This window comes from Dyadobacter jejuensis (genome assembly GCF_003149085.1).
Taxonomy (GTDB): Bacteria; Bacteroidota; Bacteroidia; order Cytophagales; family Spirosomataceae; genus Dyadobacter; species Dyadobacter jejuensis.
In genome coordinates, this window is record NZ_QGDT01000004.1 from 354,041 (window position 1) to 367,690 (window position 13,650).

The following is a 13,650-nucleotide window of genomic DNA, read 5'->3' on the forward strand; positions in this document are numbered from 1 at the left end:
CAAATGTGGATATCTGGTTATTAGTTTCAACCTATAGGCGGGTCGAAACGCCTGATAGAGGAAGCTCGTTTCTTAAGGGTCGGTTTCAACATAATGGTTTGTGGGGGTAGAACATGATCACTATTAAGCTGATCGACGAGTAATTTGGCAGCCAACCGACCCATATCAAATGCCGATTGGGCTACGCTGGAAATAGGCGGGCTGAGTAAGCTAACCACTGGCTCATCGTTAAAGCCGACCAACGCAATGTCTTCAGGTATTTTTATTCCTTTTTCTTTTATGGCTAATAATGCCCCTACGATCAATCTGTCGCTCACAGCAAAGATCGCGTCGGGTCGGTCAGGGCGTTCCAATAAAGCTAAAGTGGACCGATAAGCAAAATCTCTATCAAACTCGCTGTAGACAATTAAAGACTCGTCAATGGTCAAACCAAATTTTTGCAGGGTGTCCTTGTAGCCAATCATTCGCTGTTGGCTAATGGAAAGGTTGGCCGGCCCGGCCAGATAGGCAATCCGGCGGCAGCCTTGCTCTATCAGATGGGTTACCGCCTGGCTGGCACCCGATATATTGTCGAGAATAACCTTGGTAGCATTGAGTTGCGCATTCGCACGATCAAAAAATACAATAGGGAAATTCTTAGCCAATAGCCTTTCGTATTGTTCAGTATTGATGGAGTCGCTCGCGTTAGAGACAATAAGCCCATCTACATGCCCCTTCATGAGTCTTTGTGTATTGACCATCTCACGGGTAAAGGATTCATTGGACTGGCAGATCATCACGGTATAGCCTGTTTCTAAGGCCATATCGTCTATCCCTCTCACCGCCATAGAGAAAAAATAGTCCAAGTTAGGAATGATAACGCCTATTGTATGGGTTTTTTGAGTGATCAGACTAAGTGCTATCTGATTGGGCTGGTAGTCGAGTTCCTCCACCTTCCTCAAGACCGCCTGTCGGGTGTCCTGATTCACGTCGGGCATATTCCGCAATGCCCTCGATACCGTAGAGATGGAAATATTTAAGGCTCGGGCCACGTCCTTAATCGTGGCCGGTTTGTCGGGGCGGTATCCTGATCGGTTCATATTGAATGGATTTTATTCTTGATACAAATATCACAATTTTAAGTATTATTCTAAGAGTAGTCACGAAAGTTAGGCCACTTGACGATACTGTCAAATTGCTCCTTTAGGCAAGGTATGATCTTTTAGAGATAAGTTGTTATTAAAATAATATTTTTTTTAGAAAAAAAATTCATTACCGAGAACGTTGCCGGAAACGTTCTCGGTAGAATTTCCCTTGATTTGATGGAAATAAAACAAATAAATATTGGGAAAAGTCATGTTTGCCTACTAGCTTTAAGTTATACAAAGGATAGAGGAGTGAGGGAAAAGTTTTAGAAAAATTGTACTTTTACTATATATGAAAGGTCTAGCTACTACTGTATTTATTGTTTTGCTGCTGATGAAGTCCGGTGTTGGCTTCACCAAGTCGATTCGTGTAACCGATATAGACTCCTATAATAAGGCAGCCAAGTCCTTACAGCCAGGCGACACCTTGTTGATGACAGCAGGAGTATGGTCCAATGCCGCCCTTGTATTGAGCGCAACGGGCACAGCCACCCAGCCCATCGTATTAATGGCCGAGAAAATGGGTCAGGTTTTTATGGAGGGAAATTCGACCCTCCGCCTGTCGGGCAATTACCTGGTGGTTTCGGGATTATATTTCCGCAATGGCTATGCCTCCAAAGGAAGTGTTATTGAGTTTAGAGAAAACGCTAATAAACTAGCTTTCAATAGCAGAGTAACCGCTTGTGTGATTGAGGAGTATAACAAGCCCGATCGGTTCGACGAGGATACCTGGATTCAGTTATATGGCCAACACAACCGGTTCGATCATAATTATATAGCAGGAAAGAAAAACGGTGGGGTTACCATGGCGGTAAACCTCAATGATGAGAGAAATCAGAATAATTACCATCGGATCGATCATAATTTCTTTGGACCCAGACCCAGGTTGGGGTCTAATGGTGGGGAGACGATCCGTATTGGTGTTTCTACCTATTCGTTGACTTCTTCGCGTACCATATTGGAAGATAATTACTTTTACCGTTGTAACGGCGAAGTAGAAATTGTATCCATTAAGTCCTGCGATAATGTGGTGAGGGGCAATCGATTCGTGGAGTGCGAAGGGGGGCTGGTGTTACGCCATGGGAATAGAAATCGGATAGAGGGCAATTACTTCTTAGGAAATAATAAGCCACATACCGGTGGCGTGCGGGTGATCAATGCTGGCCATTCCATTACGAATAATTATTTTGCAGACCTAAAAGGGGACAGGTTCCGTTCGGCACTTACCATTATGAATGCAGTTCCCAATTCACCAATAAACCGCTACCACCAGGTAAAAGATGTAACGATCGCCTACAACACCTTTGTCAACTGCGATCATATAGAGCTTGGAGCGGGTAAAGACCTGGAAAGAATAGCCGATCCGGAGGGGGTAAGGTTTGTCAATAACGTTTTTTATGCGCCTAAGGCGGACTCAATATTCCATATTTACACCGATATCAAGGGTATTGTCTTTAGTGGTAACCTCCTTCAAACTGCGGGGAAGCCAATTGCCAAAGGAATAGAGGCGAGCAATATGAAGCTAGTGAAGAATTCCGATGGGCTGCTTTTCCCATTTCCGGACAAAAAACTGGCGTCATTTAATTCATTTAAAGAGGTAGAAACGGACTTGACAGGTCAAAAACGTCAGTCTGCTGATCTGCCTGGCGTCCTGAGAGCTGGGACTGTAAAGGATCTGCCAGCCTCATTCAACCTGAATTCGGTCGGTCCCGGTTGGTTTAAGAAAGACAGACCCGTAGCTATTAAGCAGGCACGTATCATTCCCGTTTTGTCTACCACAGCCGATGGTCTGAATCACGCTTTTGGTGAGGCAGCCGATGGTGATATAATAGAGCTTACAGATAATGGTCCTTACCGATTATCAAAAAGTATCAAAGTCAATAAATCCTTAACCCTACGTTCAAAGGTTGGTTATAAGACTCGGCCCGAAGTTCGTTTTGAAGGGGAAGGAGGAAATTTTGCCTTCTTTATTATCGAAAACAAGGGGCACTTGAACATGCAAGGGATATCTTTTAATGGGACTTCTGATAGCGGCGTGGCCGACTGCATTATACGCACCAGCGACGGGCCTATGATCGAGCATTACAATTTGTTTGTGGAAGATTGTTCCTTTGCAAACTTGGCAGATAGCCGAAAAAATGCTTTTAGGGCCACAAAAGGTACTTATGCTGACACCGTTCAATTCAAAAACTGCCAGTTCTATAATATTTCGGGCGATGTGCTGAGTTTGGCTTCTGAAAAGGATGATAAGGGTATTTATAATGCCGAATACGTTATTATCGAGAACTGTCTCTTTAAAAATATTTTGACGGGTGCCTTGGATCTGTATCGGGGAGGCAACGATGAAAGTACCTTAGGCCCATTTTTAACCGTAGACCATTGTACTTTCGATGCCGTAGGGAATGTAGAACTGGGGCATGTGCTTAAGGTGATGGGGGTACAATGTACCGATATACGCAATAGTATTTTTAATAATAGTGGACGAGCTGGACGGGCCATTCGCTACGAAGATTATGGATGGGCGATCAATACCCTTTCGAATTGCAATTTTTATGAAGCGGGCCGTATCGAGTCTTTTTACCCGATTCCGCAGCATCATATCACTTCGGTGCCGGCGCAGTTCGAAAACCCTAAGGCCTTTGACTATCGCCTGAAGCAGCCCTCCATTTTGATAGGAGGCGCCACCGATGGCAAGGACATCGGCGTAATATCGGGTGGGGTGTTAATAGAGAATTTCTGAGAATTTTATTTTTTACAATTTATATTTATAAAGATGAATAACTTAAAAGGTAAGGTAGCCATTGTAACCGGTGGCGGTCGTGACATAGGTAGTCAAGTATCTATATTACTCGCACAAGCTGGAGCTAAAGTTTGTTTCAACTATTTTGGTTCGGACGATCAGGCGAACCAAACCAAAAAAACCATAGAGGACGCTCAAGGAGAGGTGATTGCCTTTCAAGGGGATATGACCAATGCCGAGGAAGTTCAAAAAATGGTAAGCACTTGTGTAGAGCATTTTGGCGAGCAGATCGACATCGTTGTCAATGTGGTTGGGGGACTCGTGGCCCGCAAGACCATTGAAGAAATGGATGAGGAGTTCTGGGATTTTGTAATGGATGTAAACCTAAAATCGGCTTTCTTGGTCAGCAAGTATGCCGTTCCGTTTATGAGTAAGGGTGGCTCTATCGTTAACTTCTCTTCACAAGCAGCCCGCGATGGGGGTGGGCCTGGTGCCATTGCCTATGCAACAGCCAAGGGAGCGGTTTTGACCTTCACACGAGGGTTGGCCAAGGAGCTAGGGCCTAAGGGCATTCGGGTTAACGCTGTTTCGCCAGGGATGATTGCCACCACTTTCCACGATACCTTTACCAAATCGGAAGTTCGCGAGAAAGTAGCCGGAATGACTCCTTTGCGTAGGGAAGGTCAGGCGGCGGAAGTTGCTCAATTGGTACTATTTTTGGCCTCTTCCGATGCTAGCTTCGTAACCGGATCTTCTATGGAAATCAATGGGGGTACCTACTTTATATAAGGATGCCCTGAATTAGTGTTTTAATAAATAACAATTGTAGGAAATGCGGTTATTCTATTTAGGTTTTTGTATGCTTTTGGGCTTGAGTGGTGCAGTAGCACAGCGAGGGTCTGTTTTGATGGATCCTTCGGATGCCTCTCAAATACAACAATCCTTGGGCCAGTTTGCGCTTTTGGATAAGAGTTATGAGGACCTCAAGCAATTGGCCGATGGGGCCATTGCCCAGCCTATGGATGTACCCGTTCCTAAGGACCCCGCCGGAGGTTATTCGCATGAACAGCATAAACGAAACTATCAGGCTATTCAAGCCGCCGGAATATGTTATTCGGTGAGCAAGGATCAGCGGTATGTAAAGTTTGTCAAGGATATTTTGTTGCAATATAGCAGGCTAATACCCACGCTTAAAAATCATCCACAAGCCAAAGGATCGTCTCCAGGACGGCTCTTTCATCAGGCTTTAAATGATTGTAATTGGGTTGCGTATAGTGTACAAGGGTATGATGCTGTTTATAGTGAATTGACTCCGGCGGAAAGGTCCCAAATAGAATCATCCGTTTTTCGTCCATTGGCTACCTTTCTCACCAGAGATCTTGAGTCATGGTTTAACCTAGTGCATAATCACGGGGTATGGGCAGTTTCGGCGGTAGGCATGACTGGCTTCGTTTTAAAAGATAAGGAGCTCGTTGAAAAAGCGATCCTGGGAACCAAAAAGGACGGAAAAGGAGGATTTTTAGCCCAACTAAATACGCTTTTTTCGCCCGATGGTTATTACACGGAAGGTCCCTATTACGTCCGCTATGCCCTTTTGCCTTTCTTTCTCTTTGCTCAGGCGATTGAGATGAACCAACCCGAAAGGAAGATATTCGACTACCGGAATCAAATCCTTAAAAAAGCCTTTTATGCAGCGCTTCAACAGACTAATTCTGACGGTAAATTTATACCCATCAATGATGCCCTAAAGGAAAAAGGCTGGGATACCAGAGAGCTAGTAACGGCTGCTTCCATTGTGTTCCAAAGGTACGGTGCCGATGCGACTTTATTGGATATGATCCGCCAACAGGGTAGGGTTCTGCTCAATAAAGGTGGATTGGCGATTGCCAAGTTGGATAAACAATTGGGGTCGGAATCGCCTCATTTTGAGCGTAAATCGGTGATATTTTCGGATGGCCCTATGGGCCGAGACGGAGGAATAGCCATTTTACGCAATGGCGTGCAACAGCAACAGACGAGCCTAGTATTCAAATTTACAGGACATGGCCTTTCTCATGGGCATTACGACAAGTTGATGCTGGCGCTTTATGATGATGGAAATGAAATATTGACCGACTATGGAGCGGCTCGCTTCTTGAATGTAGAGCCCAAGTTTGGCGGACGATACCTGCCCGAAAATCACAGCTTCGCCATGCAGACTATTGCTCATAATACGGTGGTGGTGGATGAAGCCTCTCATTTTGGAGGTAAGGAGGCGGTGGCCGAAAAGGAATCGGGCCAGCTGTATTTTGCCGATCTTAGCGATGCCAACCAACAGATTATCAGTGCCAAAGCGGCAACAGCGTACAAAGATGTGACGCTGCAACGGACGCTGTTGATGCTCAACGACAGTACTTTAGACAAGCCTATTGTTTTGGACCTCTTTAGGGTACTATCCGCTCAAAAGCATCAATACGATCTTCCTTTTTACTATAAAGGACAGTTAATCAAAACGAATTTACCTTATCAGGCCGCTACCAAGGTGCAGACCACGTTAGGAGAAAGCAATGGATACCAGCACTTATGGAAGCAAGCCGAGGCCAAGCCCAATGCTTCTGCATTTACCCTCACTTGGCTGAACGACAGTCGGTTTTATTCGGTCACAACAGCCACCGACACGGCCACACAAGTCATACTGGCAAGGGTGGGGGCTAATGACCCCGACTTCAATCTTCGCCCCGAGCCGGCCCTGATCGTACGGCAACAGTGGGCCAAAGGTGGGACTTTCCTTTCGGTGATAGAACCTCACGGTCATTTTGACCCGACGGCCGAAACCGCCTCAGGAGCCGAAAGTAACGTCAAAGAAGCGAAAATAATATACGACACTGCCGTGGCTACGGTGGTAGACGTATGGCTGAATTCTGGCCATAAAATCAGACTTGCCGTCGCTAACAACGATGCTGCCAGCGGACAGTCGCATAGTCTTAGCCTGCCCGACGGCACCCTCAGCTGGAAGGGCTACTACCAACTCAACCTACTCTGAAAGAATACTAGTAAAACCTGTGCTAAATAATTTTTACGAACTAAATGCAATTACCGATGAAAAAGTATTGTACAATTCGCCTATTAAGTTTGATTATCCTTGGGGTGTTGCAGGTCTTGATGGCCTCCGCTCAGGATCGTATCATTACTGGCAAAGTTACCGATGCGCTGGGAGAGGCGCTACCGGGGGTAACCATTACGAGTAAGGGAACCACTAAAGGAACTTCTTCGGACTCCGAAGGTAAGTTTGAGCTAGCGGGAGTCTCCGAAAATGCTACCCTAGTTTTTAGTTATATTGGATTCGAAACCCAGGAAATGCTGGTGGGGAATCGGTCTCAGTTTGAGATTAAAATGGTTGAAGAAAACCAAACGCTGTCCGAAGTGGTGGTGGTGGGGTATGGTACCCAGCGCAAGTCCCATATGACTGGTTCTATTGCCAAGGTTACAAATGAAAACCTGAATCAAATTCCGGTAGCCCGGGCCGACCAAGCCTTGATTGGGAAAATGGCTGGGGTTCAAATTCAGACAAGCAATGCCCAGTCGGGCTCGGCTCCTACCATTCAGATTAGGGGAGCAGCCTCCATTACGGCCGGTACCAGCCCGCTGATAGTGGTGGATGGATACCCAGTTCCCACTGACCTTTCGGCCATCGATATGAACGATGTGGAATCCATTGAAGTCCTAAAAGATGCTGCTTCTGCGGCGATTTATGGTTCTAGAGGGGCCAATGGAGTCATTATTGTAACTACCAAATCGGGTAAGTCGGGTAAAACAAAAATCAGTTTTAATATAAGTGGGGGTACTAAAGAGACTGTGAAAAGGCTCGATATTCCTAGCTTGGACGAATGGGTTAATTTTGTAAAAGAAGATAATAATGAGGTGTTGTCCGACAAGATCCTCTTGGCTCAAAAGTACGATGCCAATACCGATCCTCAGGATCTGATTTTTAGGAAGGGGAACTTTCAGAATTATCAGGTCAACGCCCGTGGAGGTAATGATAACGCCAAGTTCTATGTGTCTGCAGGAGTGCTTAAGGATAAAGGCGTCGTCTTGAGTAATGATTATACCAAATTTAACCTGCGGGCAAATGTAGATTTTAAGCTTGGTAATAGGGTTCAAATGGGGGTAAGTATCAACCCTTCCTACGCCAAACAAAACGAAACACCTATCTCCATCCACGATGGTATCCGCTCTATAGCCCCTTGGATGCCCCTTTACCATAATGAGGCAACTTCCTTAGTGAGTGGTAAACCAGTAGGTTCCAACTTCCACCAGCGCGATTTTGACCCCACTCGTAACAGTTTCTATAAGGCAACAGGGTTGGCGAATGTGTCGGCTACCGGCGATAACAACGGGTATATACAAATAAAGGGTCAGAACAAATACAATACTGAATTAAGAACGCTGACCAACACCTTTGTAAATTGGGATATCCTGGAGGGTTTAAGCTTCAGAACGTCCTTAGGGGTGTACACCCGTCAGTTGGATAACTACTTTTACAGGACCTCCTGGGCACGAGTGGATGAACTGATTCAAGGAACTGCGGCTGCAAAGGCTAGTACATTAGGCCAATATAGCAACAGTCGTATCATCGACTGGCTTAACGAAAATGTTTTTAGCTATAAAAAGTCAATAGGAAAACACCAATTCGATGCGATAGCGGGTTGGACTGCTCAAGGAACGGTAACTAATACTGCCTCGGCGTCGGCGTCCAATTTTGCCACCGACAATATAGAAACTTTAAATGCGGGAACGGCTACGGCCTTGTCTACCCTAAGAGAACAAAATAGGTTGCTTTCGGCATTGGCAAGGGTAAACTACTCTTTTAATGATACCTATTTGGTTTCTATTGGTTCCCGTTGGGATGGTAGCTCGCGATTTGGAGCCGACAACCGTTGGGGATATTTTCCTTCGGCATCTTTAGGATGGAGGGTAAGCCAGATGCCATTCTTAGTCCACAGCCAAACTGTTAGTGATCTGAAGATTCGGGCAAGCTATGGTGCTACTGGAAATAATAATATAGGCAACTACAGAGCCTTTGCTACCGTTTCGCCTAGTGGGGCCATTTTGGGAAGCAACGAAGCCGTAGTGCCTGGGTTCAACGTATCGTCCTATGCCAACTCCAATTTGGGTTGGGAGCGAACTTTCTCGGTCAATGGGGGTATAGATCTTGGATTGTTCAACGATCGGCTTAGGGCTACCGTCGACGTGTACGAATCCACCACCGACCAGCTACTTTTGTATTTACCAATCTCAGGAGTTACCGGATTCGACGGGTATTGGGTGAACCGTGGTAAGGTTTCCAATCGTGGAATGGAGCTAGAGCTTACTGGTCGTATCATTGCAAAGCCCAATTTTTCCTGGACTACGAATGTCGTGGCCGCCAAAGTGAAGAATGAATTGAAGGACTTTGGAGGCAGCCAGCAGTTGATTAGTAACGGGGATACCAAACGGAACAATTATTTCTTAGCGCGGGTAGGAGAGCCTTTGGTACAGTTCTATGGCTATGAGACCGTGAAGGAAGTTTCACTAAAAGGTACTGACTATTGGCCAATAGGGGTTGCCGCCGAACGAATTTTCGTGAAGGATATCGATGGAAATGGGGTGATTGACGTCAATGACCGTAAAGTACTAGGTAGCCCTTATCCGAAAATTACCTGGGGGCTTACCAACACCATAAAGTACAAGGCCTTCGATATGAGTATGGTATGGCAGGGATCGCATGGGGCTAAAATTTATAATATAGACCCCAACTATTATGAAACGCAATATGCTACCGCTTCTGTGTCGTCTTACTTAAACTATACGCCCGAAGAGCAGGCATTTACCCGGGTCAAAACGGAGACCGACTACAATGTTCAGGATGCTTCTTATGTGGCCTTGAGGAACCTTAATATTGGTTATACGGTGCCTGTGGAAGTTTCAAAGAAAATTGGTCTGAGTGGCTTGCGCATTTATGCGAGTTCTTCCAACTTAATATTCAGCATGGCTAAGGACTATACCAGTCTCAACCCAGAGGGGATATCTCCCGATTTTGAAAGTGACCCTCTTAAAAAGGGCTGGCAGAAAGGGGCTTACCCCATCGCACGCACCCTTACCTTGGGAATCAATATCGATCTTTAATAAGAACAATTTAACAAACTCAATATGAAAAGGATATCTCTAATCAATATTGTAACCTTATTGCTGGTTTGGGGTTGTAATACCGAAACATTTTTGGACCTAAAGCCCGAGTCGTCTTTGGTAGAGCAAAATTATTTTAAAACCACTGGGGAAGTAGAAACTGGGGTATTGAATATTTACAGTGCCTTGCAACTCGTTACCCCTGCCGAAATCCAGCTTACCGAACTACGTAGCGATAATATCTCCCCAGCCAATTTGGAGGGGGAGTGGGCGGCCATCGAAAATTTTAGTGAAACGGCTTCCAATGACTTTGTGAATACTTTTTGGGTGACTTCCTATGCGACCTTGGCCCGTTGCAATATCGTTCTCAAATACCTTCCTAACGTAACGGATGCCACTAAAAAGGCGGCTTTTGAAGGAGAGGCCAAATTTGTCAGAGCCCTGACTCTCTTCAATTCGGTACGTTTATTCGGCGACATTCCCATGCCCTTAGTGCCTGTACTCGTCAATGATACCGAAGTTTTTAAAAGGGTATCCAAAGATGTGGTTTATGAGCAAATAATTGCCGACCTTCAACTCGCAGAGGCCAATCTGCCCGTGAGCTGGGAAGCCGCTAGCCTGGGTAGAGCCACCAAGGGAGCAGCTCAGACCTTACTGGCCAAGGTTTATCTGACCAAAAAGGACTACGCTTCGGCCAAAACGTCTTTAGAAAAAGTGATTAGTTCAAAGTCTTATAGCTTATTGGCTAGCTATGCCAATGTATTTAGCTCGGGGATGGAAATGAACAATGAGATTATCTTCGCCATTCGCTACCGTTCATCGGCCAATGGAGAAGGTCAAGGGTTCTCTTACGATTTTTCTAAGGATGGAGCCACCAGAGGTTTACAGCCCAAGACCGATCTTTTAAGCATGTATTCTTCGTCGGATGCGGTACGATATACCACTTCCATTACAGGGACGGGTGCTACGGCTTTCGTCAATAAGTTTCCAGATGCTTCCAACTCAGGAAGCCGTCGCGACTCAGGAACCGACTGGATCGTACTGCGCTATGCAGATGTACTGTTGATGTACTCGGAGGTATTGAATGAACTCGGTACCAGTCCAACGGATGCACTAAGCAACCTGAATGCCATTCGCAAAAGAGCGGGTCTGGAAAGCTATACCTTGGAGCAATTGCCCGATCAGACGGCCCGTAGACTGGCTATACAAAACGAAAGACGCGTAGAGCTGGCCTTCGAAAATTACCGTTGGTACGACTTATTACGTTGGGGGATCGCTTTGGACGCTATGAAAAAGCATTTTGTAGCCATTGGTCGCTCGGTGAACGTGGCCGACTTTAGGCTCCTCTATCCTATTCCGCAACGGGAGCTCGATATTACAAACGGATTGATAGCACAAAATCCAGGTTATTAATAAAAAACAATTTAATCAATATTAATCATGAATTACAAAAGCGATAAGTTTATCAACGATCAGGAGTTGGATTGGGAAGTAGTAGGAGAAGGTGTACGGCGGAAAATTATGGCCTACGATAATCAAATTATGTTGGTCAAAGTGGAGTTCCAGGTAGGGAGTATTGGCCCTATCCACGATCATTTTCATAGCCAAGTTACCTATGTAGAGAGTGGTTCGTTCGAGGTAACGATCGACTCCGAAAAGAAAGTCCTACAAAAAGGGGATGCGTTTTATATTCCCCCACATGCGCCCCATGGTGCCGTATGTACTTCCGTAGGGGTGCTTATCGATGTATTTAGTCCTATCCGGGAAGATTTTATGCCCGTTGTCGAAGAGGCCGAAAAAAGCAATTCTTTAACCAATTAATTCTCTCTCAATGAAAAATGTAACATCTACCGATCCTGGTACTGACTCCCCAACCCCCATGGAAGGCACACAAGAAAAGGTGGGTGGCTTACGTTGGTGGATCATAGCGCTGATTGCTATTGCCACCATTATCAACTACATCGATAGGAACGCCTTGGCCGTTATGTGGCCCGGCATTGCTGAGGACCTTCAACTCGATAAGGAGCAATATGCCGTAGTCGTATCGTTTTTTATGATCGCCTACGGTATTAGCCAAAGTATATCGGGGCGGCTGTTCGATAAAGTAGGCACCCGTGTTGGTTTTGTTATTTCTATCACGATTTGGTCAATAGCCGCGGCCTTGCATACAGTAGCTAGAGGTCTAGGAAGTTTCGCCCTTTTTAGAGCCCTATTGGGCTTGGGCGAAGCGGGCAACTGGCCGGGGGCTACCAAGTCCAATGCCGAATGGTTTCCTGTCAGGGAAAGGGCTTTTGCTCAGGGATTATTCAATTCAGGTGCATCATTGGGAGCGGTTATTTCCGCTCCTTTAATAGCCTATTTCTACGAAAGTATCGGCTGGCGTGGTACTTTTCTTTTAATTGGTGCCTTAGGATTGCTTTGGGTGATCCCCTGGTGGATCATTAACAAGGCCACTCCCGATAAGCACCCTTGGCTTTCTGAGTCGGAGAGGATGTATATTCTCGATGGCCAGGCACCTGCCGTAAAAGACACGGAAAAGGCCCTCTCTGTTAAAGAAATGTTAGGGTACAAACAGTCATGGGCGGTTATTCTTTCTCGTTTCTGCTTAGATCCTATTTGGTGGCTCTTTATTAGCTGGCTGCCCATTTACCTTCACGATCAGTTTGGGTTCGATATCAAGCAAATTGGTGCCTTCGCCTGGTTCCCTTATGTAGGGGCGGCTATAGGAAGCCTCGGTGGTGGCTGGTTGGTGGGCTTATTGATCCGTAAGGGCTGGCCCGTAATTAAGGCCCGGAAGATATGTATCACCTTGGGGGGGATCATCATGCTCCCCGCGTTAATTGCCAGTGCGTTCGTGCATTCTGCCGAGGAAGCTATGCTAGCCATTTTTGTGGCTTTAATGGGCTTTCAAATCGCTATTGGAAACATACAAACCTTGCCTTCAGATTTCTTCTCAGGGAAGTCGGTGGGGACGCTCGCAGGTATTAGCGGTACGAGTGCCGTTTTGGGGGTTTTAGTGACTACCTGGTTGGTTCCTGTGATGACCAAAGTTAGTTATGTTCCATTTTTTGGTATGGCCGCTTTGCTCGTTCCATTGGGAATAGGTGCTGCTCTTTTACTGAGTGGCTCAGAGAAACCTCAACTGCAGAAATAGTTAATTTGAATGGTATTAACGTAAAAAAAGCCACATTTAGTGGCTTTTTTTACGTTTTGAGCATAGAACGGAATGTTAGCTTCTGGGTTTACCCTTGCGGCCTCCACCTTGTCCTTGTCTGTCGCTGTTCATAGTTTTTAGTTGCTCCTGCTGCTCAGGGGTTAAGATCTCGTTCATTTTCGCTTGATACGCCTCATTGGACGCTTTCATTTTATCGCGGTCCATGCTTTGAGACTTGCGCATTTCTTCCATAGACTGCATCCGGTCTAGGGTCAAAGCATACACTTGCTTTTGTTGGTCCTCTGAAAGTTTTAAGCTTTCAGTCATTCTTTTCGTTTGAGCTTCGGCCCTTTCTTCGGCAGTTCCACTATTGTTTGGGCGTTGTGCAAATGCGGTCATGCTGGCCATGGCAAGCATGATGATCATCAATCCTTTTTTCATCGGTTTTTATTTTTAGTTTTCTTGTAGGGTTAGAGGAGGCTAGTGCA

Annotated in this window: 9 protein-coding genes; 7 read left to right on the forward strand and 2 right to left on the reverse strand. The window is 45.8% G+C overall.

Going from position 1 to position 13,650, the window contains the following annotated elements; translation table 11 throughout:
* Positions 1–26 precede the first annotated feature (26 nt).
* Positions 27–1,079 carry a LacI family DNA-binding transcriptional regulator gene (locus CLV98_RS10690; RefSeq protein ID WP_109674302.1) on the reverse strand — a complete coding sequence of 351 codons (1,053 nt, stop codon included), beginning with the start codon at positions 1,077–1,079 and terminating at the stop codon, positions 27–29.
* A 337-nt stretch (positions 1,080–1,416) separates the two neighbouring features.
* Here CLV98_RS10690 and CLV98_RS10695 point away from each other — a divergent pair, with 337 nt between their 5' ends.
* The 7 genes from CLV98_RS10695 to CLV98_RS10725 are packed head-to-tail and all read left to right on the forward strand — an operon-like array spanning position 1,417 to position 13,162.
* Entirely contained in the window at positions 1,417–3,864 is a 2,448-nt protein-coding gene (locus CLV98_RS10695; RefSeq protein ID WP_109674303.1) for a polysaccharide lyase 6 family protein, read from the forward strand.
* Between the two features lie 33 nt (positions 3,865–3,897).
* Entirely contained in the window at positions 3,898–4,653 is a 756-nt protein-coding gene (locus CLV98_RS10700) for an SDR family NAD(P)-dependent oxidoreductase (protein WP_109674304.1), read from the forward strand.
* Positions 4,654–4,696: 43 nt separating this feature from the next.
* Positions 4,697–6,886 (forward strand): alginate lyase family protein, encoded by a 2,190-nt coding sequence (locus CLV98_RS10705; protein WP_109674305.1) that lies wholly within the window; start codon positions 4,697–4,699, stop codon positions 6,884–6,886.
* Positions 6,887–6,942: 56 nt separating this feature from the next.
* Positions 6,943–10,008 carry a SusC/RagA family TonB-linked outer membrane protein gene (locus tag CLV98_RS10710; protein WP_158281231.1) on the forward strand — a complete coding sequence of 1,022 codons (3,066 nt, stop codon included), beginning with the start codon at positions 6,943–6,945 and terminating at the stop codon, positions 10,006–10,008.
* A 24-nt stretch (positions 10,009–10,032) separates the two neighbouring features.
* On the forward strand, positions 10,033–11,421 hold the full coding sequence (locus tag CLV98_RS10715; RefSeq protein ID WP_109674307.1) for a RagB/SusD family nutrient uptake outer membrane protein: 1,389 nt from the start codon (positions 10,033–10,035) through the stop codon (positions 11,419–11,421).
* Between the two features lie 27 nt (positions 11,422–11,448).
* A complete protein-coding gene (locus tag CLV98_RS10720) occupies positions 11,449–11,829 on the forward strand; it encodes a cupin domain-containing protein (RefSeq protein ID WP_109674308.1) in 381 nt (126 codons plus the stop codon).
* A gap of 10 nt (positions 11,830–11,839) precedes the next feature.
* On the forward strand, positions 11,840–13,162 hold the full coding sequence (locus tag CLV98_RS10725) for an MFS transporter (protein WP_229203310.1): 1,323 nt from the start codon (positions 11,840–11,842) through the stop codon (positions 13,160–13,162).
* Between the two features lie 75 nt (positions 13,163–13,237).
* Here the strand turns inward: CLV98_RS10725 and CLV98_RS10730 are convergent, their stop codons facing one another.
* Positions 13,238–13,603, reverse strand: coding sequence for a DUF4890 domain-containing protein (locus tag CLV98_RS10730; RefSeq protein ID WP_109674309.1), 366 nt, complete (start codon positions 13,601–13,603; stop codon positions 13,238–13,240).
* Positions 13,604–13,650: the final 47 nt, after the last annotated feature.

Bases quoted from the DNA above. Each gene is read 5' to 3' on its own strand.
- CLV98_RS10715 (WP_109674307.1), top strand. From the start codon at position 10,033: ATGAAAAGGATATCTCTAATCAATATTGTAACCTTATTGCTGGTTTGG.
- CLV98_RS10710 (WP_158281231.1), top strand. From the start codon at position 6,943: ATGAAAAAGTATTGTACAATTCGCCTATTAAGTTTGATTATCCTTGGG.
- CLV98_RS10730 (WP_109674309.1), bottom strand. From the start codon at position 13,603: ATGAAAAAAGGATTGATGATCATCATGCTTGCCATGGCCAGCATGACC.
- CLV98_RS10690 (WP_109674302.1), bottom strand. From the start codon at position 1,079: ATGAACCGATCAGGATACCGCCCCGACAAACCGGCCACGATTAAGGAC.
- CLV98_RS10705 (WP_109674305.1), top strand. From the start codon at position 4,697: ATGCGGTTATTCTATTTAGGTTTTTGTATGCTTTTGGGCTTGAGTGGT.
- CLV98_RS10695 (WP_109674303.1), top strand. From the start codon at position 1,417: ATGAAAGGTCTAGCTACTACTGTATTTATTGTTTTGCTGCTGATGAAG.
- CLV98_RS10720 (WP_109674308.1), top strand. From the start codon at position 11,449: ATGAATTACAAAAGCGATAAGTTTATCAACGATCAGGAGTTGGATTGG.
- CLV98_RS10725 (WP_229203310.1), top strand. From the start codon at position 11,840: ATGAAAAATGTAACATCTACCGATCCTGGTACTGACTCCCCAACCCCC.
- CLV98_RS10700 (WP_109674304.1), top strand. From the start codon at position 3,898: ATGAATAACTTAAAAGGTAAGGTAGCCATTGTAACCGGTGGCGGTCGT.